Here is a 23,958-nt window from a genome sequence, read left to right on the forward strand (position 1 = left end):
CTCAGGCCTCCACTGCCATCTGCGACTCGACGATCTCGCGGTACGTGTCGTTGCCCGCGAGCAGCTCCTCGTGCGTGCCCGAGCCGACCACGCGGCCGCGGTCGAGGACGATGATCCGGTCGGCGTCGACGATCGTCGAGACCCGCTGCGCGACGACGATCTGGGTGGTCTCGCCCACCGCGTCCCGCAGCGCCGCCCGCAGGCGCGCATCCGTCGTGAGGTCGAGCGCCGAGAACGAGTCGTCGAAGACGAGCACGTCGGGCTCGGCGACGAGGGCGCGGGCGATCGAGAGCCGCTGGCGCTGGCCGCCGGAGACGTTCGTGCCGCCCTGCGCGATGCGCGACTCGAGCTGCTTCGGCATCTGCTGCACGAAGCCCGCGGCCTGCGCGATCTCGAGCGCCCGCCACAGCTGCTCGTCGGTCGCGTCCTCGTTGCCGTAGCGGAGGTTCGAGGCCACCGTGCCGGCGAAGAGGTAGGGGCGCTGCGGCACGAGCGCGATGCCGCGCCAGAGCGCCTCGGCGTCGAGCTCGCGCACGTCGACGCCGCCGACGAGCACCGCGCCGCCCGTCGCGTCGAAGAGCCGCGGGATGAGGTTCACGAGGGTCGTCTTGCCCGCACCGGTCGAGCCGATGATCGCGAGCGTCTCGCCGCGCTCCGCGCGCAGGCTCACGCCGTCGAGCACGGGGTGCTCGGCGCCCGGGTAGCGGAAGACGACGTCGCGCAGCTCGATCGTGCCGGGCGAGACCTGCGCGCGGCCGGCGACGACGCGCTCGATCGTCGGCTCGGTCTCGAGCACCTCGCCGATGCGTCGGGCGGAGACCGCGGCCCTCGGGATCATGATCGTCATGAAGGTGGCCATGAGCACGCCCATGAGGATCTGCATGAGGTACTGCAGGAAGGCCATCATCGTGCCGATCTCGAGCTCGCCCTGATCGACGAGTCCCGCGCCGAACCAGATGACCGCGACGCTCGAGACCTCGACGATGAGCATGATGACGGGGAACATCAGCACGAAGAGGTTGCCGGTGCGGATCATCGCGTCGGTGACGTCGTCGTTCGCGACCGCGAAGCGCGCCTTCTCGCGCCGCTCCTGCACGAACGCGCGGATGACGCGGATGCCCGTGAGCTGCTCGCGCAGCACCTTGTTGATGCGGTCGATGCGCTCCTGCAGCTGCCGGAAGATCGGCACGAGGCGCGAGACGAGGAAGCCGAGCACGACGAGCATGAGCGGCACGGAGACCGCGATGAGCCACGAGAGGGTCGCATCCGCCCGGATCGCCATGACGACGCCGCCGACCGCCATCATCGGCGCCGACAGCAGCATCGTGCACGACATGAGGATGAGCATCTGCACCTGCTGCACGTCGTTCGTGTTGCGGGTGATGAGGCTCGCGGCTCCGAAGCGCTGCACGTCCTGCTCGCTGAAGTCGCCGACCTTGCCGAAGAGGTCGGCGCGCAGGTCGCGGCCGGCGCGCATCGCGAGGCGCGCGCCGAAGAGGATCGCGAGCACGTTCGCGGCGACCTGCCCGAGGCTCAGCGCGAGCATGAGCACTCCGAGCCGCCACACCGTGCCGGTGTCGCCGCGCAGCACGCCCTCGTCGATGATGTCGGCGTTGATCGTCGGCAGCATGAGGGTGAGCACCGACTGCACGAACTGGAACAGCACGACGAGCAGGAGCGACAGCATCGAGGGCCGCACGGAGCGCACGATGAGCTTCCACAGCATGGGTCAGGCCTCCACGGGCTCGAGGGCGGATGCGTCGGGTCGGCGACCCTGCGCGGGCTCGGCACCGGACTCGGCACCCGGGGCGCCGACGATGCCGTGCAGGAGCACCTGCATGATGTCGTCGACCGATGACACGGGCTCGTCCTCCCCCCAGCTCGCGGCCGCAGCCCACGCGAGGGTGCGCAGCACGTCGGCCGCGACGAGCGGCGTGACGCGCAGCTCGTGGGCGAAGGGCTCGAAGCGCGCGGCGATCCAGCGCTTCGAGCGTTCGAAGTCGTCGCGGCGCTCGGCCGCGACGCGCTGGGCGATGGGACCGAGCGCGATCACGAGTCTGAACATGAAGCGCATCCGCTCGACGACCACGGGCACGAGGCTCGCCACGACGTCGGCGACCGAGTCGGCGCGCGGGTCGAGATCGGGCTCGGCGTCGGTCATGTGGTGCTCGACGAGCGCGGCGAGCAGCGACTCCTTGTCGCCGAACGCCTTGAAGAGCGTGCCCTCTGCGACGCCCGCCGCGTCGGCGAGCTGCCGCGACGTGATCGTCGCGCCGAGCTCGAGCACGGCGGGCGTGACGGCGTCGATGATCTGCGCGCGCCGGTCGTCAGCGCTCAAGCGAGGTGGGGGCGACACGACGATCAGCGTAGATGAGTGAGCGCTCACTCACAAGCGCGGATCTCAGATGCCCGGGCGCCGCCTCCGGTCGCGCTGCCACGCTTCGGCGGAGCGGGCGATCGCGCCCTGCGCGGTCTCGAGCAGCTCTTGCGCGAGCGCGCTCCAGTCGGTGCTGCCGGCGACGCTCGGGGGCCGGTCGCCGGCGCCGCGGCGTGCCGCGTGCTCGGCGGCGTCGAACGCGTGGGTCGCCCGTCGCACGGCGTCGCGGTAGGCCGCGAAGTCGGCGGGAGCCATGCGGGTGTCGAGGCTCGCTGGCCGCAGCTCGAGCGCGAGCCGCTGCTCGCGCAGGAACTCCTGCAGCGCGGGGCTCGACGCGTCGCTCATCGCGGGGTAGTCGATGGCCTTGGCCGGATCGGTCTCGTACGCGATCCAGCGCGCCGTGAGGCGGTCGTGCTCGTCGCGGAGCCGCGCGAGCGGCATCGCCTCGAGCGGCGCCCGGCTCGCGGGCAGGGTCGCGCGCGCCGCGTGCACCGACGCGCGCCGGGCCTTGAGGTCGGCGACCGCGACCTTCACCGCGCGCTCGGCCGCCTGCACGCGGCGCTTCGACTCGAGCACCGCGCCGAGCCCGACGCGACCGGCGGACTGCTCCGCCTGCGTGCGCAGCAGCTCGGCGCGCGCGACCTTGAGGTACGCGCGCGAGCGCGTCACGGCATCCGTCGCCTGCCGCACGTCGTGCATCGCGGCGTCGAGCTCGAGGCGGCGGCCGGCCGGGCGGCCGCGCCGCGCGCCGATGACGCCGAGGGCGCCCGCTCCCGCACCGGCGGGGGCGATCCACCACCACTCGGCCACGAGCGCCAGCACCACGGGGTCCACGCGTCCATGCTAAGCGCGCCCGGCCGCCGGGCACAGGGCGCTGCGGCCCCTCCGCACGCCGACCGCGCGGCGGCGACTGTGGGAATCCGCAACCGAACCAGGCATTCCTGTGTGGCGTGCGCACGCATCCGCCATGTCCTCCCGCTTAGGCTCTAGAACCATGCGCCGCATCACCAAGGTCCTCATCGCCAATCGCGGCGAGATCGCCGTCCGCATCATCCGGGCGGCGCGCGACGCCGGCATCGGCTCGGTCGCCGTCTACGCCGAGCCCGACCGCGACGCGCAGCACGCGCAGCTCGCCGACGAGGCCTTCGCGCTGCACGGCTCGACGAGCGCCGAGAGCTACCTCGTGATCGACAAGCTGCTCTCGGTCGCGCGCCGCTCGGGCGCCGACGCCGTGCACCCGGGCTACGGCTTCCTGGCCGAGAACGCCGACTTCGCGCGCGCCGTCATCGACGCGGGCCTCATCTGGATCGGCCCGAGCCCCGACGCGATCGAGCAGCTCGGCGACAAGGTCTCGGCCCGCCACATCGCCGAGTCGGTCGGCGCACCGCTCGCGCCCGGCACGATCAACCCCGTCGCGGGCGCGGCCGAGGTGCTCGAGTTCGTCGACGAGCACGGGCTGCCAGTCGCGATCAAGGCCGCCTTCGGCGGTGGCGGCCGCGGCCTCAAGGTCGCCCGCACGCGCGAGGAGGTCGAGGAGCAGTTCGACTCCGCGACTCGCGAGGCGGTCGCGGCGTTCGGCCGCGGCGAGTGCTTCGTCGAGAAGTACCTCGACAGGCCGCGCCACGTCGAGACGCAGTGCCTCGCCGACGCGCACGGCAACGTGGTCGTCGTCTCGACGCGCGACTGCTCGCTGCAGCGCCGCCACCAGAAGCTCGTCGAGGAGGCGCCCGCGCCCTTCATCACCGCCGAGCAGGACGCCGAGCTGCGCCGCGCGTCGAAGGCGATCCTGCGCGCCGCCGGCTACGTCGGCGCCGGCACGTGCGAGTTCCTCATCGGCGCCGACGGCACGATCTCGTTCCTCGAGGTCAACACGCGCCTGCAGGTCGAGCACCCGGTCTCGGAGGAGGTCACCGGCATCGACCTCGTGCGCGAGCAGTTCCGCATCGCCGAGGGCGAGGCGCTCGGCTACGACGACCCCGAGGTGCGCGGCCACTCGATCGAGTTCCGCATCAACGGCGAGGACGCCGGTAGCGGCTTCATCCCCCAGCCCGGCCCCGTGCGCGTGTTCCGCGCCCCGAGCGGCCCCGGCATCCGCGTCGACTCCGGCGTCGTCGCCGGCGACGTCATCGGCGGCAGCTTCGACTCGATGCTCGCGAAGCTCATCGTCACCGGCCGCGACCGCGCCGAGGCGCTCGCCCGCGCTCGGCGGGCGCTCGCGGAGTTCGAGGTCGAGGGGCTGCCGACGGTGCTGCCCTTCCATCGCCGCATCGTCGACCACCCGGCGTTCGCGCCCGAGGGCGACGCGCCCTTCTCGATCTACACCTCGTGGATCGAGACGGAGTTCGAGAACGACATCCCCGCGTGGGGTGGCGAGCCCTCGGAGCTCGGCGGCCCCGAGCCGCGCCGCACCGTCGTCGTCGAGGCCGACGGCAAGCGCATCGCGGTGTCGATGCCCAAGCGCCTCTTCTCCGACACGAAGGACGCGAAGGGCCCCGCACCGCGCCGGATGCGCACGGCGCTCGCGGGCGGCGTCGGCTCGGGCACGATCGTCTCGCCCATGCAGGCGACGGTCGTGAAGGCGGCGGTCGCCGAGGGCGACCGGGTCGTCGCGGGCGACCTGCTCGTCGTGCTCGAGGCGATGAAGATGGAGCAGCCGCTCTCCTCCCCCGTCGACGGCGTCGTCACGGCGATCGACGCGCCGGTGGGCGCGACGGTGCCTTCGGGCCACCGCCTCGTCTCGATCACGCCTGACGAGGCCTGACCCGCGCGGCGGCCCGCGCGGGTCGCTCAGAGCTCGAGCTGCTCCTGCGCCACGTGCATCGAGCGGGCGACGTCGGTGACCGAGCCCGAGAGCGAGGGGTAGACGGCCCACGCACGGGCGAACTGGTCGACCGTGAGGCGCTGCTCGATCGCGAGCGAGAGCGGCAGGATGAGCTCGGATGCGCGGGGGGCGACGACGACGCCGCCCACGATCGTGCCGAGGTCGGTGCCCGCGATGAGCTTCACGAAGCCGTCCTGCACGCCCTGCATCTTCGCGCGCGGGTTGTGGCTGAGCGGCAGCTTCACGATGCGCGCCTCGCGCTCGCCCGCGTCGATCGACGCCTGCTGCCAGCCGACGGTCGCGATCTCGGGGTAGGTGAAGATGTTCGACGCGACGTTGCGGAGCGTGATCGGCCGCACCTCGTCGCCGAGCGCGTGGAAGATCGCCGTGCGCCCCTGCACGGAGGCGACCGACGCGAGCGGGAAGAACGCGGTGCAGTCGCCCGCGGCGTAGATGTGCGGCACCGAGGTGCGCGCGACGCGGTTGACGCGGATGTGGCCGGAGTCGGTCGTCTGCACACCCGCGGCATCGAGGCCGATCCCCTCGGTGTTCGGCACCGCGCCGACCGCCATGAGGCAATGGCTGCCGCGGATCTCGCGGCCGTCGGAGAGCGTCACGACGACCTCGTCGCCGTCGCGCACGACGCTCGTCGCCCGCTGCTTGTTGAGCACGTGCATCCCGCCGCGACGGAAGACCTCCTCGATCACGTCAGCGGCGTCGGTGTCCTCACCGGGCAGCACGCGCTCGCGGCTCGAGACGAGCGTCACCTCCGAGCCGAGCAGCCGGTAGGCGGAGGCGAACTCGGCGCCCGTGACGCCCGAGCCGACGACGATGAGGTGCGAGGGCATCTCGTTGAGGTCGTAGAGCTGCGTCCAGGTGAGGATGCGCTCGCCGTCGGGCTGCGCGCTCGGCAGCACGCGCGGGCGCGCGCCGACCGAGACGACCGCGGTGTCGAGCTCGAACGAGTCGAAGTCCTTCGCGTTCGCGCCGCCGGTCGAGACGGCGACGGTCGTCGGGCTCGTGAAGCGGCCCTCGCCCTCGACGACCTGCACGCCGAGCGCCTCGAGCGTCTGGCGCATGTCGTCGGACTGGCTGTGCGCGAGCCGGCGGATGCGCTTGTTGAGCTTCGTGAAGTTGACCGCGACCTCGGGGCGGAGCGGCCGGTCGCGGTCGCCGCGCGCGAAGAACTGCACGCCGAGCTCGTCGGCCTGCTCGATCGCGGCGGCCGACTCGGCGGATGCGATGAGCGTCTTCGAGGGGACGACGTCGGTGAGCACCGCGCTGCCGCCGACGCCGGCGCGCTCGATGAGCGTCACCTCCGCGCCGAGCTGGGCTCCCGCGAGCGCCGCCTCGTAGCCGCCAGGTCCGCCGCCGATGATCACCACGCGCTGCCTGCGCTCGAATGCACTCACGTGCTCCATCATCGCGCATCCGCGCGGTGGAGCTGAAAGCCGAGGGCCTTTCGGCCCTCGGCCGCGACCCCAGCGCCGGGCCCGTCCCGGGCCCGGTCTTCCCCGAGCGCTCAGCCCGCCCGACGCTCGTGGATCGCCGTCGAGAGCGCGGCGCCGTTCACCTCGGCGTAGAGCACGCCCTCGGTCACCGAGACCGTCATCGACGTGCGGCGCGCGACGGCGTCGGCGACCGCGTCGACGAATCCGGGGTCGAACGAGACGAGCCGCACGTCCTCGGGTCGGTGGATGCGCTTGCCCGCCCAGCGCGCGGCGACCCTCTCGGGGTCGCGGTGCGTGTAGACGGCGCAGCGATCGGCAGCCATGCTGCCGCGGTGCACGCGCTCGGCCTCGGGCGCGCCCACCTCGATCCACGCGACGAGCGAACCGGTGCGGTCGCGGACGAGCACCGCGGGCTCGTCGCCGCCCGAGAGCCCGTCGCCGAACGCGATGCCCTCCTCGTGCTCGAGGCACAGCGCGAGCACGCGCGTCACCATGAACGCGGCGGTCTCGGAGGGGTGCTGGGCGACCTTGAGCGAGAGCTCCTCGTAGACGCCGCGGTCGACGTCGGAGAGCTGCACCTCGAAGGTGTGCACGGTCGCGCCGATGGCCATGGTGCTCCAGCCTAGGCGTGCGAGCGCGCCGGGGCTGCCGAGCCCGCCCTCGCCCCTAGAGTGGGCGCCATGACGCACCCGCTCGATGCCCCCGCAGATCCGCGCGAGGTCGCGCGCCAGGCCGCCGACGACATCCGCCGCATCACCGGCGTCGAGTCGCACGACATCGCCCTCACGCTCGGCTCCGGCTGGGCGCGCGCGGCCGACCTGCTCGGCGAGACGACGCACACGATCCCCGCGACCGAGGTGACGGGCTTCTCGAAGCCCGCGCTCGAGGGCCACGTCGGCACCATCCGCTCGGTGCTCACCGACGACGGGCGCCGCGCGCTCGTCATCGGCGCGCGCACCCACTACTACGAGGGGCACGGGGTGCGCCGCGTCGTCCACTCCGTCCGCACCGCCGCGCAGGCCGGCGCATCCGTCATGGTGCTCACGAACGGCGCCGGCGGCATCAAGCCGCACTGGAGCCCGGGCCAGCCCGTGCTCATCAGCGACCACATCAACCTCACCGCCGACTCGCCGCTCGAGGGCGCGACGTTCGTCGACCTCACCGACCTCTACTCGCCGCGGCTGCGCGACATCGCGCGCGAGGTCGACGGCAGCCTCGACGAGGGCGTCTACGTGCAGTTCCGCGGGCCCCACTACGAGACGCCCGCCGAGGTGCAGATGGCGAAGGCGATCGGCGGCCACATCTGCGGCATGTCGACGGCGCTCGAGGCGATCGCCGCGCGCGAGGCGGGCATGGAGGTGCTCGGCCTGAGCCTCATCACGAACCTCGCCGCGGGCATCCAGACCACGCCCCTCTCGCATGAGGAGGTCATCGAGGCCGGCCGCGAGGCCGAGGGCCGCATCTCGCGCCTGCTCGCCGACGTCGTCGCCGCGATCGGCGCCCGAGCATGAGCCTCGACGCCGCCCGCGCCTGGGCCGCGGCCGACCCCGACCCCGAGACCCGCGCGGAGCTCGAGGCGACGATCGCTGCCGCCGAGGCGGGCGACGAGGCCGCGATGGCCGAGGTGACGGATGCGTTCCGCGGCCGCTTGCAGTTCGGCACGGCGGGGCTGCGGGGCCGCATCGCCCCGGGCCCGAACCGCATGAACACGGTCGTCGTGCAGCAGGCCTCCGCGGGGCTCGCGCGCTACCTCGTCGATCGGGAGCCCTACCCCTCGGTCGTGATCGGCTGGGACGGGCGGCGCGGCTCGGAGCGCTTCGCGCGGGACGCCGCCGAGGTCTTCGCTGGCGCTGGCGTGCGGGCGATCCTGCTGCCGCGGCTGCTGCCGACGCCCGTCACCGCCTTCGCCGTGCGCCACCTCGGCGCGAGCGCGGGCGTCATGGTGACCGCGAGCCACAACCCGCCCGCCGACAACGGCTACAAGGTGTACCTCGGCGGCGCCGACGAGGGCAGCCAGATCGTGCCGCCCGCCGACGCCGAGATCGCCGCCCGCATCGTCGAGGCGGCCGCCGTGCCCGTGACCGAGTACCCGCGCGGCGAGCCGGAGGTCGCGGGCGAGGGCGTCTGGGAGTCGTACGTCGCGGCGACCGCTGCGATCGGCCAGCCCGACCAGGGCATGCCGGGCGCCGGCGGCCCCCGCGTCGTCTACACGCCGCTGCACGGCGTCGGCCTCGAGACGGTGCGCGCGGTGCTCGACGCCGCGGGCTTCCCGCCGGTGACGGTCGTGCCCGAGCAGGCCGAGCCCGACGGCGCGTTCCCGACCGTCGACTTCCCGAACCCGGAGGAGCCGGGCGCGCTCGACCTCGCGATGGCGCTCGCCACGGCGGAGGGCGCCGAGCTCATCCTCGCGAACGACCCCGACGCCGACCGGCTCGCGGTCGCGGCGCCGGATGCGTCGGCGCCGGCCGGCTGGCGGATGCTCACGGGCAACGAGGTCGGCCTGCTGCTCGGCTGGGACGCCGCGCGCGCGGCGCGCGGGCACGGCGTGCTCGCCGCCTCGATCGTCTCCTCCCCCGGCCTCGGCGTCATCGCCGAGGCGCACGGGCTCGAGTTCGTGCAGACCCTTACGGGCTTCAAGTGGGTCTCGCGCGTGCCCGGGCTCGTCTACGGCTACGAGGAGGCGCTCGGCTACCTCGTGAACCCGGGCACCGTGCGCGACAAGGACGGCATCTCGGCGCTCGTGCGCATCCTCACGCTCGCGAGCGAGCTGCACGAGCGGGGCTCGTCGCTCGCCGAGGAGCTGCTCGCGCTCGCGGCCGAGTTCGGCGCGTTCGAGTCGGGTCAGGTGAGCGTGCGGGTCACCGACCTCGCGCGCATCCCCGCGCTCATGGCCGCGCTGCGCCAGGCGCCGCCGACCGAGCTCGCCGGCGCGGCCGTGGTCGCGGCCGACGACCTCGCGCTGCCCGAGCACGGCTCGATCGGCGACATCCTGCGCTTCACGCTCGACGACGGCTCGCGCGTCATGGTGCGGCCGAGCGGCACCGAGCCGAAGCTCAAGGTCTACATCGACGCGACGTCGACCGACGGCCCGCCCGCGGCGCGCGTGCGCGCGGCGCGCGAGCGGGTCGCGGCGATCGCCGATGCGGTGCGGCCGCTGCTGGCGCGCTGGAGCTGAAGCCGGAGACCCTCTCGGGTCTCCGGCGCGACGCCAGCGCCCCGGCCCGTCCCGGGCCGGGTTCCCTACCGGCGCAGCGCCGCGATCGCCTCGTCGCGGGTCGACGCAGCCGCGACGGCGTCCGCCACCCCGTCGCCGTCGAGCGCGTTCGCGAGCTCGGCGAGCATCCGCAAGTGGCGCTTGGGGCTCGTCGCGGCGATCCCGATGACGACTCGCACGGGGTCGTGGTGCGGATGGCCGAACGCGACCGGCTCGTCGAGCACGACGATCGCCAGCGCATCGCGGCGCACGACCGCGCTCGGCCGCGCGTGCGGCACGGCGACCCCGGGCGCGACGACGCAGTACGGTCCGGCCTGCTCGATCTGCTGCACGAGCTCGTCGACGTAGGCGCGACCCACGGATCGCGCGGTCACGAGGTCGACCCCCGCGGCGCGCACGGCGGCGCGCCAGTCGGCGGCGTGCACCCCGGGCGAGAACGTCGCCTCGTCGAGCGGCAGCGTCATCGGAGGTCGTCGAAGCCGTCGGCGATCTCGTCCGCGAGCTCCTCCCGCTCCTCGAGCGAGCAGAAGGCGCCGGCGACGGCGTTCTGCGTCACCTCCTCGAGGTCGTCGAGGTCCCACTCGAACGTCTCGACCATGAGCCCGAGCTCGCGCGTGAGCGTCGTGCCCGACTGCAGGCGGTTGTCGGGGTTGACGGTGACGGCGAAGCCGAGCTGCAGGAGCAGGTCGATCGGGTGGTCCTCGAGCGAGTCGCCCCACTGCGCGATCGTGCCGGTCTGCAGGTTGGAGCTCGGGCTCAGCTCGAGCGGGATCTGCCGGTCCTTCACCCACTCGGCGAGCTCGCCGAGCCGCACGACGATCGCGTCGTCCCGCTCCTGCTCGACCTCGATGTCCTCCGCGATGCGCGTGCCGTGCCCGAGCCGCAGCGCGCGCCCGGCGAAGAGCGCGTCGGCGATGCTCGCGAGGCCGTCGCCCTCGCCCGCGTGCACCGTCGCCGGGAAGTGCGCCCTCGCGAGCCGGTCGAAGGCCGAGGCGAGCCGCGACGGCGGGAAGCCCGCCTCGGGCCCGGCGATGTCGAAGCCGACCGCCCCCTTGTCGCGATGCCGGAGCGCGAGCTCGGCGATCTCGTCGGCGCGGTCGAGGTGCCGCATCGCGCTGATGAGCTGGCCGACGCGGATCCCGCGGCCGTGCGACTCGACGAGCTCGATCGCCTCGTCGATGCCGGCCTGCACCGCCTCGACCGCCTGGTCGAGCGAGAGCCCGCGCTGCAGGTGCTGCTCGGGCGCCCAGCGGATCTCGCCGTAGACGACGCCGTCCTCCGCGAGGTCGAGCACGAACTCCTTCGCGACCCGGTGCAGCCCGTGCTCGGTCTGCATGACGGCGGTCGTGATGTCGAAGGTCTTGAGGTACTCGGGCAGCGATCCCGAGTTCGACTGCGCGGCGAACCACGCGGCGAGCGCATCCGCATCGGACGCGGGGAGCTCGAGGCCGATCTCGTCGGCGAGCTCGAGCACCGTCGGCGGCCGGAGTCCCCCGTCGAGGTGGTCGTGCAGGCTGACCTTGGGCAGCGTCTGGATGTCGACGCCGTCGACCTCGTACCGGCTCATTCCGCCTCCGTCATCGGGGTGCATTGAGCCTCGATCGTATCGGCCGGGGCCGCGCCGCGGCATGCCGCCGCGATCCGCGCTCGCGGCAGCGTCAGGCGCCCGACGCGGCGAGCCCGATCGCGGCGAGGATGAGGCCGCCCGCGACGATCCACAGCAGCGCCCACAGGACGAGCATCGCGACGCTCAGCCAGATGCCCCACAGCGCCATCGCGCGTCCCGCCGGCTCCCGCTTGCGCGCGAGGACGCCGACGATGATGCCCGCGATCGGCACGAGGATCGAGCCGCCGATGAAGATCGACGCGAGGCCGAGCACGAGCGCGACGACGCTGAGCGTCTTCGGCTGCGACGTGCCGTAGGCGGCGCCCGCGGGCTGCGTGGTGTCGCCGACGTAGGCGCTGCTCGGGCGGTTCAGCTGGGGATCGGTCACGACTGGCTCCTCACGGCGTGGTGACAGGTGCGGATGCGTCGAGCCAAGCAGGGCGCCCGGCGCGCGGCCTGGACGGCGGCTGGGTGCCGCCTCGGCGCCAGTCTCGCCGCCCTCGGGGAGCCGCGCAAGGTGCGGCGACCGCTGCCGTCAGGCGATGCGCTCCCGCACGATCGGCGGCACGTCGACGACCGTGCCCGGGGCGGCGAGCTCCCACGCGCCCTCGAGTGCCTCGAGCGCCCGCGGGATGCGGGTCTCGTCGTCGGCCGAGATCGTCCAGAGCGGATCGCCCTTGCGCACCGCGTCGCCCGGCTTGACGTGCAGGTCGATGCCGGCGGCGTGCACGACGGGGTCGCTCGCGCGGGCCCGCCCCGCGCCGAGCCGCCACGCGGCGATGCCGAACGGCAGCGCCTCCTGCCGCGCGAGCACGCCGTCGCGCTCGGCGACGACCGTGTGCGTCTCGTTCGCGACCGGGAGCGGGGCGTCGGGGTCGCCGTCCTGCGCGAGCACGAAGCGGCGCCAGACGTCCATCGCCCGGCCGTCGGCGAGCGCGGCCTCGACGTCCGCGTCGGGCTGGCCCACCGCATCCAGCATCTCGCGCGCGAGCGCGACCGTGAGCTCGACGACGTCGGCGGGCCCGCCGCCCGCGAGCACCTCGACCGACTCGCGCACCTCGTTCGCGTTGCCGATCGCGAGGCCGAGCGGCACGTCCATCGTCGTGAGCAGCGCGCGGGTCTCGACGCCCGCGTCGCGGCCGAGCGCGACCATCGTCTCGGCGAGCTCCTTCGCGCGCTCGAACTCCTGCATGAACGCGCCCGAGCCGAACTTCACGTCGAGCACGAGCGCGCCGGTGCCCTCGGCGATCTTCTTCGACATGATCGAGGATGCGATGAGCGGGATGGCCTCGACGGTGCCGGTGATGTCGCGGAGCGCGTAGAGCCGCTTGTCGGCGGGCGCGAGCCCGGAGCCGGCCGCGCAGATCACGCCGCCGACGGTGCGGAGCTGTTCGAGCATCTCGTCGTTCGAGAGGTCTGCTCGCCAGCCGGGGATCGACTCGAGCTTGTCGAGCGTGCCACCCGTGTGGCCGAGGCCGCGGCCCGAGAGCTGCGGCACCGCGACGCCGAAGGCCGCGACGAGCGGCATGAGCGGGAGGGTGATCTTGTCGCCGACGCCGCCCGTGGAGTGCTTGTCGACCGTCGGCTTGTCGAGCGACGAGAAGTCCATGCGCTCGCCGGAGGCGATCATCGCGGTCGTGAGGTCGTGGATCTCGCGCCGCTCCATGCCGTTGAGCAGGATCGCCATCGTGAGCGCGGCCATCTGCGCGTCCTCGACGTAGCCGCGCGTATAGGCGTCGATGAGCCAGTCGATCTGCGCGGTCGAGAGCGCTCCCCCGTCGCGCTTCGTGCGGATGATGTCGACGGCGTCGAAGGCCTCAGCCACGGTGCTCCCTCTCCTCGTGCTCTGCGTACTCGTCGAGCTGTGCCGGGCCGAACGCATCCGGCAGCACCTCGGCCATCGTCCGGATGCCGCTCACGGTGTCGAGCAGCATGCCGGGCGCGGCGTGCTCGAAGAGCAGCTGCCGGCAGCGGCCGCACGGCATGAGCCGCTCGCCCGCGCCGTTGACGCATGCGAACGCGACGATCCGCCCGCCGCCGCCCATGACCATCGCGCTCACGAGCGAGCACTCCGCGCACAGCGTGACGCCGTAGGCGGCGTTCTCGATGTTCGCGCCCGCGACGATGCGGCCGTCGTCGACGAGCGCCGCGGCGCCCACCGGGAACCTCGAGTAGGGCACGTAGGCCCTCGCCGTCGCCGCGACCGCCGCGTCGTGCAGCGCCTGCCAGTCGATCTCAGCCATGGCCGCCTACTGCTTCACGTATGGCTTGCCGCTCGCCGCAGGCGCTCTCGACTGGCCGATGAAGCCGGCGACCGCGAGCAGCGTGATGACGTACGGGAGCATGAGCATGAACTCGCTCGGCACCGGCGAGCCGATCGCGCCGAGCGTCTGCTGCAGCGCCGAGGCGAAGCCGAACAGCAGCGCCGCCGCGGTCGCCTTGACGGGGTGCCACTGGCCGAAGATGACGGCCGCGAGGGCGATGTAGCCGAGGCCTGCGGTCATCTCGCGCGTGAAGGAGCCGTTCGAGTCGAGCGTGAAGTACGCGCCGCCGAGGCCGGCGACCGCGCCGGCGAGCGCGACGTTCCAGAATCGCAGGCGGTTGACCTTGATGCCGACGGTGTCGGCGGCGAGCGGGTGCTCGCCGATCGCGCGCAGCCGCAGCCCCCACGTGGTCTTGAACAGGCCCCACGCGATGAGCGGCACGATGATGTACATCGCGTAGACGATGATCGACTGCTTGAACAGGGCCGGGCCGAGGAGCGGGATGCTCTCGAGCACGGGGATCGGGAGCTTCGGGAGCCGCGCGGGCGAGTTGAGCGCCGGGTTGTCGGTGAGCAGCGAGGAGTAGAGGAAGTTCGTCAGGCCCGCGACGAGCACGTTGAGCACGACGCCGACGATGACCTGCTCGACGAAGTAGCGGATCGCGAACACCGCGAGCACCATCGAGACGAGCACGCTCGCGAGCATCGCCGCGACGACGCCGACGATCGTCGAGCCGGTCGCCGAGGCGACGACCGCGCCGGTGAAGGCGCCGCCGAGCAGCTGCGCCTCGATCGCGATGTTGACGACGCCGGCGCGCTCGGAGAGCACGCCGCCCATGGCGCCGAAGATGAGCGGCACCGAGAGGCCGACGGTCGCGAACAGCAGACCCGCGATCGGGATCATGGAGCCGGCGCCGGCCCAGGTGAGGAAGCCGACGACGAACAGCACGCCGAACACGATCGGCAGCCACGCGCCGAGCCGCCGCACGGTCGCGACCGCCCAGAACGAGAGCGCGGTGAGCGCCGCGAGCAGCACGACGACGACGACGCCGGTCGCGCGTGCCGGGAGCACCGCATCCGGGATCGCGAAGAAGTCCCCGCCCGATGCGAGCCGGAGCGTCGCGCTGCCGTCGCGGCCGAGCACGACGAGCAGCACGAGCGCGACGAGCGTGAGCACCGCGTAGGAGATCGGCGCCTTCCAGTGCTTGACGACGGCGCGCTCGAGCTCGACCGTCTCGACCGTCGTGCCGTGAGCGGACGTGGTCTGCTGCGCGGTCACGACTGCGCTCCCTTCTGCTGCGCGGCGGCGGCGATCTTCGCCTCGTCGCGCACCTGCCGACGCGACTTCCTGCCCGGCTGCGGCAGGCCGAACATCGCGCGCACGAGCGGGGGTGCGGCGATGAAGAGCACGATCATCGACTGCACGACGAGGATGATGTCGATCGGCACGCCCTCGGCGGCCTGCATGCGGAAGCCGCCGGCCTTGAAGGCGCCGAAGAGCAGTCCCGCGAAGAACGTGCCCCAGGGCGTCGACCCGCCGAGCAGGGCGACGGTGATCGCGTCGAAGCCGATGCCCGCGTCGATGCCGGACGTGAAGCCGGTCGTGACGGCGCCCGTCACCTGCTGCGCGCCCGCGAGGCCCATGAAGCCGCCCGCGAAGACCATCGCGAGCACGGTGATGCGCTTGACGTCCATGCCCGCGTTGAGCGCGGCGTTCGCGTTGTAGCCGACGGCGCGGAACTGGAAGCCGAGGTTCGAGCGGTTGATGAGCCACGAGCAGAACACCACGGCGAGCACCGAGAGCACGAAGCCCCAGTGCAGGATGAACGGCGGGCCGAAGATCGACGGCAGCACCGCGCTCGGCGGCATCGCGGGCGAGATCGGGTTGTTGCTCCCGGGGTTCTGCAGCAGCCCTGGCGTGCGCAGCATCCAGGTGATGAACCAGAGCGCGACGAAGTTGAGCATGATCGTCACGATCACCTCGTGCGCGCCGGTGTACGCCTTGAACGCACCGGCGATGCCGCCCCAGATCGCGCCCGCGACGATGCCGACCGCGATCGCGACGAGCACGTGCAGCACGGGCGGGAGCGTGAAGGAGAAGCCGACCCAGCCGGCCGCCGCGGCGGCCCACAGCATCTGGCCGCGGCCGCCGATGTTGAACAGGCCCACGCGGAACGCGATCGCGACCCCGAGCCCCGCGGCGATGAGCGGTGTGGCGAAGTTCAGCGTGTCGGTGAGGGGCTTGATGAGCTGGGCGAAGCCCGCGTCGGCGCGCGACACGTTGAGCACCGAGCCCTGGAACAGCGCCCAGTAGGCGCCGCCGACGGCGTCCCAGACGGCGGCGAGCATGTCGCCCGGGCGGGCGAAGAAGTAGCCGCTCGTCTCCTGCACGCGCTCGTCGGTCGCGGCGATGAGGATGCCGCCGACGATGAGCGAGGTGATGATCGCGAGCACGGCCATGACGAGGTTGCCGCCCATGATGCGGCGGAAGGCGCTGCCCCACGGGTCCTCAACCTCGACCTGCCGGTCGTCGGTGGGTGCGGCGGGCGCCGCGACCTGCACCTCGGTGACCTCGGGCGCGTGCACGATGGTCGGCGCCTGGCCCGAGTCGGGCGGCCCGCTCGCGTGCTGGGGCGCTGCCGGCTCGATCGGATCGTCGGCGTCGCGCGGCTGGTCGTTCACGCTGCGGCTCCCTTCACGGGGTCGGCGGTTCGGAGTCCGGCGGGGCGCTCGCCCGCCATCATGAGCCCGAGCGTGTCGCGGCTCGTGTCGGCGGGGACGATGCCGACGATCCCGCCGCGGTACATGACCGCGATGCGATCGGCGAGCCCGACGACCTCGTCGAGCTCGGTCGAGACGACGATGACCGGGATGCCGGCGTCGCGCGTCGCGATGATCTGGCTGTGCACGAACTCGATCGAGCCGACGTCGAGGCCGCGGGTGGGCTGGGAGGCGACGAAGAGCGCGAGCGGGCGGCCGAGCTCGCGCGCGAGCACGACCTTCTGCTGGTTGCCGCCGGAGAGGGTGCCGACGGGCGTCTCGATGCTCTGCGCGCGGATGTCGAAGGCCGAGAGCTTCTCGCGCGCGAAGTCGTCGCGCGCGGCGCGGTCGATCGTGCCGCCGCGCACGAACGGCTCGCCGCGGTAGCGGTCGAGCATGAGGTTCTCGGCGATCGAGTACTCGCCGACGAGGCCGTCGACCTTGCGGTCCTCGGGGACGAAGCCGACGCCGGCGTCGAGCACCTCGCGCACGGAGTCGCCGAGCAGCTCGTTGCCGTTGAGGTCGATCGATCCGGTCGCGCGGTGCTGCAGGCCGAGGATCGCCTCGGTGAGCTCCGTCTGCCCGTTGCCCTGCACGCCGGCGATGCAGAGCACCTCGCCGCCCTGCACCGTGAACGAGACGTCGTTGACGACCTTCTGGCCGATCGCATCGAGCACCGTGAGGTTCGAGACCTGCAGTCGGTTGTCGGTGAGCACCGGCGGCTGCTTCTGCACGGTCAGCTCGACCGGGCGGCCGACCATCATCGAGGCGAGCTCGGTGCTCGAGGAGTCGGGGCTCGCCTCGCCGACGACCTTGCCGAGCCGGATGACCGTGATGCGGTCGGCGATCGCGCGCACCTCGCGCAGCTTGTGGGTGATGAAGACGATCGCGGTGCCCTCGTCGCGGAGCTGCTGCATGATCGCCATGAGCTCGTCGGTCTCCTGCGGAGTGAGCACGGCGGTCGGCTCGTCGAAGACGAGCACCTTGGCGTCCTGCGAGAGGGCCTTGATGATCTCGACGCGCTGCTGCACGCCGACCGGGAGGTCCTCGATGCGCGCGTCGGGGTCGATGTGGAAGCCGAAGCGCTGCGAGATCTCGCGCACCTTCTCGCGCGCGCCGCCGAGGCCGCCGAGCGCGCGCTCGTGGCCGAGCAGCACGTTCTCGGCGACGGTGAAGACGGGGATGAGCATGAAGTGCTGGTGCACCATGCCGATGCCCGCGCGCATCGCGTCGCCCGGGCCGGCGAAGCGCTGCACCTCTCCGTCGAGCACGATCTCGCCCTCGTCGGCCTGGTAGAGGCCGTAGAGCACGTTCATGAGGGTCGACTTGCCCGCGCCGTTCTCGCCGAGCAGGCAGTGGATCTCGCCGGCGCGCACCTCGAGGTCGATGTGATCGTTGGCGGTGAGCGCGCCGAAGCGCTTGGTGATCCCCCGCAGGGCGAGGGTCGGGTGCTCGAGGGTCATGTGCCTTCCTCCGACGACGCTGACGACGAGTCGAATGTACTGGGGTGCGGGCGGGCCCGCTCACGCGCATGGGGGCCGACGAGAGCCGGCCCCCATGCTCGTGCGGAGCGAGTCCTACGGGCTCGCGGGCGACGTGACCTCGATCTCGCCGGCGATGATCGCCGCCTCGACCTCGTCGAGCTGCGACTGCAGCTCCGGGTCGACCGAGCCCTCGAAGTCGTGGAACGGGGCGAGCCCCACGCCGCCGTTCTCGAGCGTGCCGACGTACGGCTCGTTCGAGAACTCACCGGCGGCGGCCTCCTCGACGACCGTCTGGACGCCCGTCGACATGCCCTTCAGCACCGAGGTGAGGAAGAGGTCGGCGTAGTCGGGCGCGGTCTCGTACAGGTCGGCGTCGACGCCGACCATCGCGATGCCCGAGTCGGCGCCCTGGTCGCGGATCGCCTCGGCCGCCGACAGGAAGATCGGGCCGCCGACCGGCATGAGCACGTCAGCGCCCTGGCCGATGAACGTCTCCGCCATCGACTTCGCCTCCACGCCCGCGGCGAAGCCGCCGGTGAACGAGCCGGTCTGCGCGTCGACGTCCCAGCCGAGCACCTGCACGTCGGTGCCGTTCTGCTCGTTGTAGTACTCCGCGCCCTGCACGAAGCCGTCCATGAAGATCGTCACCGGCGGGATCTGGATGCCGCCCCAGGTGGCGATGATGCCTGACTCGGAGTACGAGGCGGCGGCGTAGCCGGCGAGGAACGCGGCCTGCGCCGTGTCGTAGACGATCGGGCGCACGTTCTCGGCCTCGACCGAGTTGTCGTCGATGATCGCGAAGTTGACGTCGGGGTTGGCCTCGGCGGCGGCACCCGTCGCCTCGGCGAGGTTGAAGCCGACGGAGACGACCATGTTGCAGCCCTGGTCGATGACGCTCGACAGGTTGGGCGCGTAGTCGGCGGGCGAGGCCGACTCGACCTCGATGGCCTCGACGCCGAGCGTCTCGGCGGCGGCGCGGAGGCCCTCGGCGCCGAGCTGGTTGAACGAGCGGTCGTCGAAGCCGCCCTCGTCCGAGACGATGCAGGGCGTGATGTCGACGGCCGCGGCGGCGTCCTCGGACGCGCCGGTCGTGCCGGACGGAGCCTCGGGTGCTGCGGCACAGCCGACGAGCAGGAGCGCGGCGCCGAGGGCGACGGCGCCGCCGCGCGCGGCAGAACGGGTGAACTTCAAGAGATCCTCCAGTGCAAAGGATGCTCGCCGCGACGCGGCGGAGCGCATGATGGTCGAGCATAGGCCCGCGACGACGCCCGCAATCGCCGCGGGAGGGCACCGCAACGCAATCGTTGCAAACCCTGAGCCTCCGTCAGGGGCTCGAGGGCGAGTCCACGGTGATCTCCCCCGCGATGATCTGCTCGCGCAGCGCCTCGAGCTCGGACTTCGTCTCGTCGCTCACGCGCGCGTCGAGGTCGTGGAACGGGGCGATGTCGACGCCGCCGTTCTCGAGCGTGCCGATGATCGGCTCGTCCGAGATCGTGCCGTCGGCCGCGTCCTGCACAGCAGCGACCACCGCATCCTCGGTGTTCTTCAGCACGCTCGTGAGCAGCAGCGGGCGGAACTCGGCCGGGAGCGTCTCGTAGCCGTCGTTGTCGACCCAGAGGACGAGCGCGGCGCCGCCCGCGTCGAGCGAGGCGCGGAAGGCGCCCTCGCCGACCTGGCCCGCGACCGGCAGGATGACATCGGCGCCCTGCGCGATGAAGGCCTGCGTCTGCGTCTGGCCGAGGTTGACGTTCTCGAAGTCGCCGGTGAAGGTGCCGTCCTGCGACTCGGGGTCCCAGCCGAGCAGCTGCACGTCGGCGCCCTTCGCCTCGTTGTAGGCGTCGATGCCGGCGGCGAAGCCGTCCATGAAGAGCGTCACGGGAGGCTGGTTGCCGCCGCCGAAGGTCGCGACGACGCCCGTCTGGCTCACGGATGCGGCGGCGTAGCCGGCGAGGAACGCCGCTTGCGCGGTGTCGAAGACGATCGAGCGGACGTTGGGCGCCTCGACGATCTCGTCGACGATCGCGAACTGCACGTCGGGGTTCGCGGCGGCCTGCTCGGCCGTCGCGGCGGCGAGCTCGTAGCCGACCGTGAGGACGAAGCCGCAGCCGGTGTCGACGGCGGCCTGGACGTTCGGCGCGAGGTCGCTCTCGGTCGTCGAGACGAGCACGTTGGCCTCGACGCCGAGCTCGGCCTCGGCGCGCTCCATGCCGGCCCAGCTCGTCTCGTTGAAGGAGCGGTCGTTGAGGCCGCCGGAGTTCGTGACCATCTGCGCGCACTCGAGCGACTGCTCCGCATCGCCGGACGCGCCCGGCGCGGCGGTCTCCGCGGGCGGCGGTGCCGAGCAGCCGGCGAGCAGCAGCAGGGCGGCGAGCGCGGGGATGGCGAGCGAGCGGGCCACGGTGTCTCCTTCGAGCGGGTCGGCGCCATCGTAACCGGCGCGCGAGGCGCGCGGTGCCGCCCCGTCGCGCGAGCGCGCTCGCCGGCGCCGAGCGGGGCGGATGCGCCCACGAGGGGCCGGCACGCCGGCCCCGGTCGGGCGCGGCCGCCCCGGTCGAGCGCGGGAGCGCGGCGGCGGCCGCTCAGAGCACGTCGGTGTTGCCCGAGAGTCGCACCGCGTCGACGACCTTCTTCACGCGCTGCGCGTTGGCGGTCGTCGTCACGAGGAGGGCGTCGGGGGTGTCGACGACCACGACGTCCTTGATGCCGACCACCGACACGATGCGGTTCGACTGCGACACGACGATGCCGCTCGCCGAGTCGGCGAGCACCGTGCCGGCGCTGCCGAGGATCGCGAGCCGGCCGCGCCGGCCGCCGTTGTGGAGCTTCGCGACCGCGGAGAAGTCGCCCACGTCGTCCCAGTCGAAGTGGCCCGGGACGACGACCATGTTGCCGCGCGCGGCGGCCGGCTCGGCGACCGAGTAGTCGATCGCGATCTTCTTGAGCTGCGGCCACAGCCGGTCGACCGCGGGGCCGCGCTTCGCGGGCTCGTCCCACACCTCGGCGAGCTCGTCGATGTGCGCCGCGAGCTCGGGCTCCTCGCGCGCGAGCTCCTCGAGCAGCACGTCGGCCCGCGCGATGAACATGCCGGCGTTCCAGAAATACTCGCCGCTCTCGACGTAGCGCCGCGCCCGGTCGGCGGAGGGCTTCTCGACGAACTCGCGCACGATCGCCGCGCTCGGGGCGCCCTCGATCTCGGCCGGCCCGTTCGTGCGGATGTAGCCGAAGCCGATCGCCGGCTCCGTCGGGGTGATGCCGATCGTCGCGACTCTGCCCGATCGCGCCGCCGCGACCCCCTCGGCGACGGCGCGCCGGAACGATCGCTCGTCGTCGATGACGTGGTCGGCCGCGAACGAGCCGACGACGACGTCGGGCTCCCGCCGGCGCAGGATCGCGGCCGCGAGCGCGATCGCGACCGTCGAGTCGCGCGGCTCCGCCTCGAGCACGATGCTCGCGTCGTCGAGCTCCGGGATCTGCGCCTCGACCGCCGCCCGGTGCGCGCGCCCGGTGACGACGACCGTGCGGCCGGGGCCCGCGAGCGGCTGCAGCCGATCGAAGGTCGCGCGCAGGAGCGTCTTGCCGCTGCCGGTGAGGTCGTGGAGGAACTTCGGGGCGTCCGCGCGGGAGAGCGGCCACAGCCGCGATCCGACGCCGCCGGCGGGGATGATGCTGCAGAAGTCGTCGAGGGCGGGCATGCCGACGACTCTAGGGGCCGAGCGCACGGGAGCCGGAGTTCACCCGCCGTTCACCGCTTCCGCGTGACGCGGTCAGGCATCCGCCCTACCGTGGGCCTCGTGCGCATCGAGCGGGTGGCCATCGTGACGGAGAGCTTCCTCCCCACCGTCAACGGCGTGACGACGTCGGTGTGCCGGGTGCTCGACCACCTCGTCGACACCGGCCGCGAGGCGATCGTCATCGCTCCGCGCTGCGGCGCGCCGCTGCACTACCGGGGCGTGCCGGTGCACGAGGTGCCCTCGGTCGCGTACCGGCAGTTCCCCGTCGGGCTCCCGAGCCCGCAGGTCGCCGCGCTCCTCGCGCGCTTCCAGCCCGACGTGCTCCACGCCGCGAGCCCCTTCATGCTCGGCGGCCAGGCGATCGCCGAGGCCGCCCGCATCGGGCTGCCGAGCGTCGCGGTCTACCAGACCGACGTCGCGGGCTTCGCGCGCCGCAACCGGCTCGGCGCGGGCGCCGCCTTCGCGTGGCACGTCATCCGCCTCATCCACAACGCCGCCGACCGCACGCTCGCCCCCTCGAGCGCCGCGATCGCCGACCTCCGGGACGCGGGCGTCAAGCGCGTGCACGCGTGGGTGCGCGGCGTCGACCTCGCCGGCTTCCACCCCGACAACCGCCTCGGTCCCGCCGCGGCGAGCCTCCGTCGCCGGATCGCGCCGGACGGCGAGACGATCGTCGGCTACGTCGGCCGCGTCGCCCCCGAGAAGGGGCTCGAGCGCCTGCGCGCGCTCGAGGGGCTCGACGGCATCCGGCTCGTGATCGTGGGCGACGGCCCCGGCATGGCCGACACCCGGCGGCAGCTCGCTCCCCTCGCGCCGGTCTTCCTCGGCCAGCTGCAGGGCGCGCCGCTCCGCGCCGCGTACGCGGCGATGGATGCGTTCGTCCACACCGGCGCGGAGGAGACGTTCGGGCAGACCCTGCAGGAGGCCGCCGCGAGCGGCCTGCCGGTCGTCGCGCCGCGCGCGGGAGGCCCCATCGACCTCGTCGACCACGCCACGACCGGCTTCCTCTTCGAGCCCGACGACGCATCCGAGCTCCGGAGCGCGATCCGGGCGCTCGTCGAGGACCCGGCGATGCGGTCCCGGATGGGCGAGGCCGGTCGGCGACGCGTGCTCGGCCGGTCGTGGTCGGCGGTGTGCGACCAGCTGCTCGACCACTACCGAGCGGCGGCCCGGCGCGCGCTGCGCGGCGCCGACGGCCTCGTGGACGCCTAGGACGCTCGGGCCCGCGACCGTCCGCCGAGAGCGTCCGCGCCGTCGACCCCGGATGGGGAGCGGACCGGAGCAGCGTGCCCCGCGGGCATAGGATGGAGGCACTAGCCCGGTCAATCCTTGGAGGGAACGCGCGTGTCTGAGACATCGAGCAGCCTCACCCTCCCCGACCCCGCGCCCCAGAAGACCTCGTTCAGCGGCACGCTGTATCGCGGCAACGAGGGCATGTGGTCGTGGGTGCTGCACCGCATCACCGGTGTGGCGATCTACTTCTTCCTGCTGGTGCACGTGCTCGACACGGCACTCATCCGCGTGAGCCCCGAGGCGTACAACGCCGTCATGGCCACCTACAAGAACCCCATCATGGGGCTCGGCGAGACGGTGCTCGTCGGCGCCGTCGTGCTCCACGCGCTCAACGGCCTGCGCGTCATCATGGTCGACGTCTGGCCGTGGGCGACGCGCAACCAGCGCCCGCTGTTCTGGATCGTCATGGGGCTCGTCGTCGTGCTCATGGCGTACTTCGTGCCGAACCACCTCATCAACGTCTTCTCGCCGATGGAGGGTGGCCACTGATGACCGCCACGATCGAGAACCCGAACTACGCCTACCCCGCGCGCTCGAAGCGCGGCCCGAGCTTCGAGAAGGCCGGCTGGATCTTCATGCGCGCCTCGGGCGTCGTGCTGGTCGTGCTGATCTTCGGCCACCTCGCCTACAACCTCATCTGGACGCCGGGCGGCATCCACGCCATCGACTTCGGCTTCGTGGGCGGCAAGCTCGCCGACCCGTTCTGGCAGTGGTGGGACGTCACGATGCTCTGGCTCGCGATCCTGCACGGCTCGAACGGCATGCGCACCATCGTGAACGACTACGTGCACAAGCCGCGCATCCGCCAGATCGCGCTCGGCGCGATCGCGGTCGCCGCAGTGATCCTCATCCTGCTCGGCACGCTCATCACGTTCACGTTCGACCCCTGCCCGCCGACCGCAGACCCCTCGCTGCTGCCGTCGTTCTGCGCAGACCTCTAAGCACGAGATCCGGAGAT

General features: G+C 72.8%; 22 protein-coding genes. 6 read left to right on the forward strand and 16 right to left on the reverse strand.

The window, feature by feature from the left end:
- Position 1: 1 nt before the first annotated feature.
- Genes H508_RS0107650 through H508_RS15275 form a run of 3 tightly spaced genes read right to left on the reverse strand, consistent with a single transcriptional unit; the run spans position 2 to position 3,211 of the window.
- Positions 2-1,726 (reverse strand): ABC transporter ATP-binding protein, encoded by a 1,725-nt coding sequence (locus H508_RS0107650; protein ID WP_026373616.1) that lies wholly within the window; start codon positions 1,724-1,726, stop codon positions 2-4.
- Positions 1,727-1,729: 3 nt separating this feature from the next.
- The gene (locus H508_RS16765; RefSeq protein ID WP_169514164.1) at positions 1,730-2,356 is read right to left on the reverse strand and encodes a TetR/AcrR family transcriptional regulator; all 627 of its coding nucleotides are present in this window, start codon (positions 2,354-2,356) and stop codon (positions 1,730-1,732) included.
- Positions 2,357-2,401: 45 nt separating this feature from the next.
- Positions 2,402-3,211, reverse strand: a complete 810-nt coding sequence (locus H508_RS15275) for a hypothetical protein (protein ID WP_051222973.1) — start codon at positions 3,209-3,211, stop codon at positions 2,402-2,404.
- A 160-nt stretch (positions 3,212-3,371) separates the two neighbouring features.
- Here H508_RS15275 and H508_RS0107665 point away from each other — a divergent pair, with 160 nt between their 5' ends.
- Entirely contained in the window at positions 3,372-5,138 is a 1,767-nt protein-coding gene (locus tag H508_RS0107665) for an acetyl/propionyl/methylcrotonyl-CoA carboxylase subunit alpha (RefSeq protein ID WP_026373617.1), read from the forward strand.
- Positions 5,139-5,164: 26 nt separating this feature from the next.
- Here H508_RS0107665 and H508_RS0107670 read toward each other — a convergent pair whose 3' ends face one another.
- Complete coding sequence (locus H508_RS0107670) at positions 5,165-6,619, reverse strand: NAD(P)H-quinone dehydrogenase (protein ID WP_026373618.1); 1,455 nt, start codon at positions 6,617-6,619, stop codon at positions 5,165-5,167.
- A 101-nt stretch (positions 6,620-6,720) separates the two neighbouring features.
- Positions 6,721-7,260, reverse strand: coding sequence for a YaeQ family protein (locus H508_RS0107675; protein WP_026373619.1), 540 nt, complete (start codon positions 7,258-7,260; stop codon positions 6,721-6,723).
- A 69-nt stretch (positions 7,261-7,329) separates the two neighbouring features.
- On the opposite strand from H508_RS0107675, the gene H508_RS0107680 reads away from it, so the two are divergent.
- Positions 7,330-8,160 (forward strand): purine-nucleoside phosphorylase, encoded by an 831-nt coding sequence (locus H508_RS0107680; protein ID WP_026373620.1) that lies wholly within the window; start codon positions 7,330-7,332, stop codon positions 8,158-8,160.
- Positions 8,157-9,824 carry a phospho-sugar mutase gene (locus H508_RS0107685; protein WP_026373621.1) on the forward strand — a complete coding sequence of 556 codons (1,668 nt, stop codon included), beginning with the start codon at positions 8,157-8,159 and terminating at the stop codon, positions 9,822-9,824. The genes H508_RS0107680 and H508_RS0107685 overlap by 4 nt, the downstream gene beginning before the upstream one ends.
- Before the next feature lie 65 nt (positions 9,825-9,889).
- On the opposite strand, the gene H508_RS0107690 is transcribed toward H508_RS0107685, so the two are convergent.
- The 11 genes from H508_RS0107690 to H508_RS0107740 form a co-directional block, all read right to left on the reverse strand.
- Positions 9,890-10,327, reverse strand: coding sequence for a PTS sugar transporter subunit IIA (locus H508_RS0107690; protein WP_026373622.1), 438 nt, complete (start codon positions 10,325-10,327; stop codon positions 9,890-9,892).
- On the reverse strand, positions 10,324-11,430 hold the full coding sequence (locus H508_RS0107695; protein ID WP_026373623.1) for an adenosine deaminase: 1,107 nt from the start codon (positions 11,428-11,430) through the stop codon (positions 10,324-10,326). Before H508_RS0107695 ends, H508_RS0107690 begins: the two co-directional genes overlap by 4 nt.
- A 91-nt stretch (positions 11,431-11,521) precedes the next feature.
- Positions 11,522-11,857, reverse strand: a complete 336-nt coding sequence (locus tag H508_RS15280) for a DUF4190 domain-containing protein (protein WP_051222975.1) — start codon at positions 11,855-11,857, stop codon at positions 11,522-11,524.
- Between the two features lie 147 nt (positions 11,858-12,004).
- Complete coding sequence (locus H508_RS0107705) at positions 12,005-13,294, reverse strand: thymidine phosphorylase (RefSeq protein ID WP_026373624.1); 1,290 nt, start codon at positions 13,292-13,294, stop codon at positions 12,005-12,007.
- Positions 13,287-13,712 (reverse strand): cytidine deaminase, encoded by a 426-nt coding sequence (locus H508_RS15285; RefSeq protein WP_035254261.1) that lies wholly within the window; start codon positions 13,710-13,712, stop codon positions 13,287-13,289. The genes H508_RS0107705 and H508_RS15285 overlap by 8 nt, the downstream gene beginning before the upstream one ends.
- Positions 13,713-13,718: 6 nt before the next feature.
- Positions 13,719-15,011 carry an ABC transporter permease gene (locus H508_RS0107715; protein WP_026373625.1) on the reverse strand — a complete coding sequence of 431 codons (1,293 nt, stop codon included), beginning with the start codon at positions 15,009-15,011 and terminating at the stop codon, positions 13,719-13,721.
- Positions 15,008-16,414, reverse strand: a complete 1,407-nt coding sequence (locus H508_RS0107720) for an ABC transporter permease (RefSeq protein WP_245569476.1) — start codon at positions 16,412-16,414, stop codon at positions 15,008-15,010. The genes H508_RS0107715 and H508_RS0107720 overlap by 4 nt, the downstream gene beginning before the upstream one ends.
- Positions 16,411-17,955 carry an ABC transporter ATP-binding protein gene (locus tag H508_RS0107725; protein WP_026373627.1) on the reverse strand — a complete coding sequence of 515 codons (1,545 nt, stop codon included), beginning with the start codon at positions 17,953-17,955 and terminating at the stop codon, positions 16,411-16,413. Before H508_RS0107725 ends, H508_RS0107720 begins: the two co-directional genes overlap by 4 nt.
- A 114-nt stretch (positions 17,956-18,069) precedes the next feature.
- Positions 18,070-19,215, reverse strand: coding sequence for a BMP family lipoprotein (locus tag H508_RS0107730; RefSeq protein WP_084155201.1), 1,146 nt, complete (start codon positions 19,213-19,215; stop codon positions 18,070-18,072).
- Positions 19,216-19,300: 85 nt separating this feature from the next.
- The gene (locus tag H508_RS0107735; protein WP_026373629.1) at positions 19,301-20,374 is read right to left on the reverse strand and encodes a BMP family lipoprotein; all 1,074 of its coding nucleotides are present in this window, start codon (positions 20,372-20,374) and stop codon (positions 19,301-19,303) included.
- Between the two features lie 181 nt (positions 20,375-20,555).
- Complete coding sequence (locus tag H508_RS0107740) at positions 20,556-21,668, reverse strand: mannose-1-phosphate guanylyltransferase (protein ID WP_026373630.1); 1,113 nt, start codon at positions 21,666-21,668, stop codon at positions 20,556-20,558.
- Positions 21,669-21,767: 99 nt separating this feature from the next.
- Between H508_RS0107740 and H508_RS0107745 the strand changes: the two genes are divergently transcribed.
- The 3 genes from H508_RS0107745 (at position 21,768) to H508_RS0107755 (ending at position 23,941) form a co-directional block, all read left to right on the forward strand.
- Positions 21,768-22,919, forward strand: a complete 1,152-nt coding sequence (locus tag H508_RS0107745) for a glycosyltransferase family 4 protein (protein ID WP_026373631.1) — start codon at positions 21,768-21,770, stop codon at positions 22,917-22,919.
- A 132-nt stretch (positions 22,920-23,051) separates the two neighbouring features.
- The gene (gene sdhC / locus H508_RS0107750) at positions 23,052-23,489 is read left to right on the forward strand and encodes a succinate dehydrogenase, cytochrome b556 subunit (protein WP_084155202.1); all 438 of its coding nucleotides are present in this window, start codon (positions 23,052-23,054) and stop codon (positions 23,487-23,489) included.
- Positions 23,489-23,941, forward strand: coding sequence for a succinate dehydrogenase hydrophobic membrane anchor subunit (locus H508_RS0107755; protein WP_026373633.1), 453 nt, complete (start codon positions 23,489-23,491; stop codon positions 23,939-23,941). Before sdhC ends, H508_RS0107755 begins: the two co-directional genes overlap by 1 nt.
- Positions 23,942-23,958 lie beyond the last annotated feature (17 nt).

The organism is Agrococcus lahaulensis DSM 17612 (assembly GCF_000425105.1).
Taxonomy (GTDB): Bacteria; Actinomycetota; Actinomycetes; order Actinomycetales; family Microbacteriaceae; genus Agrococcus; species Agrococcus lahaulensis.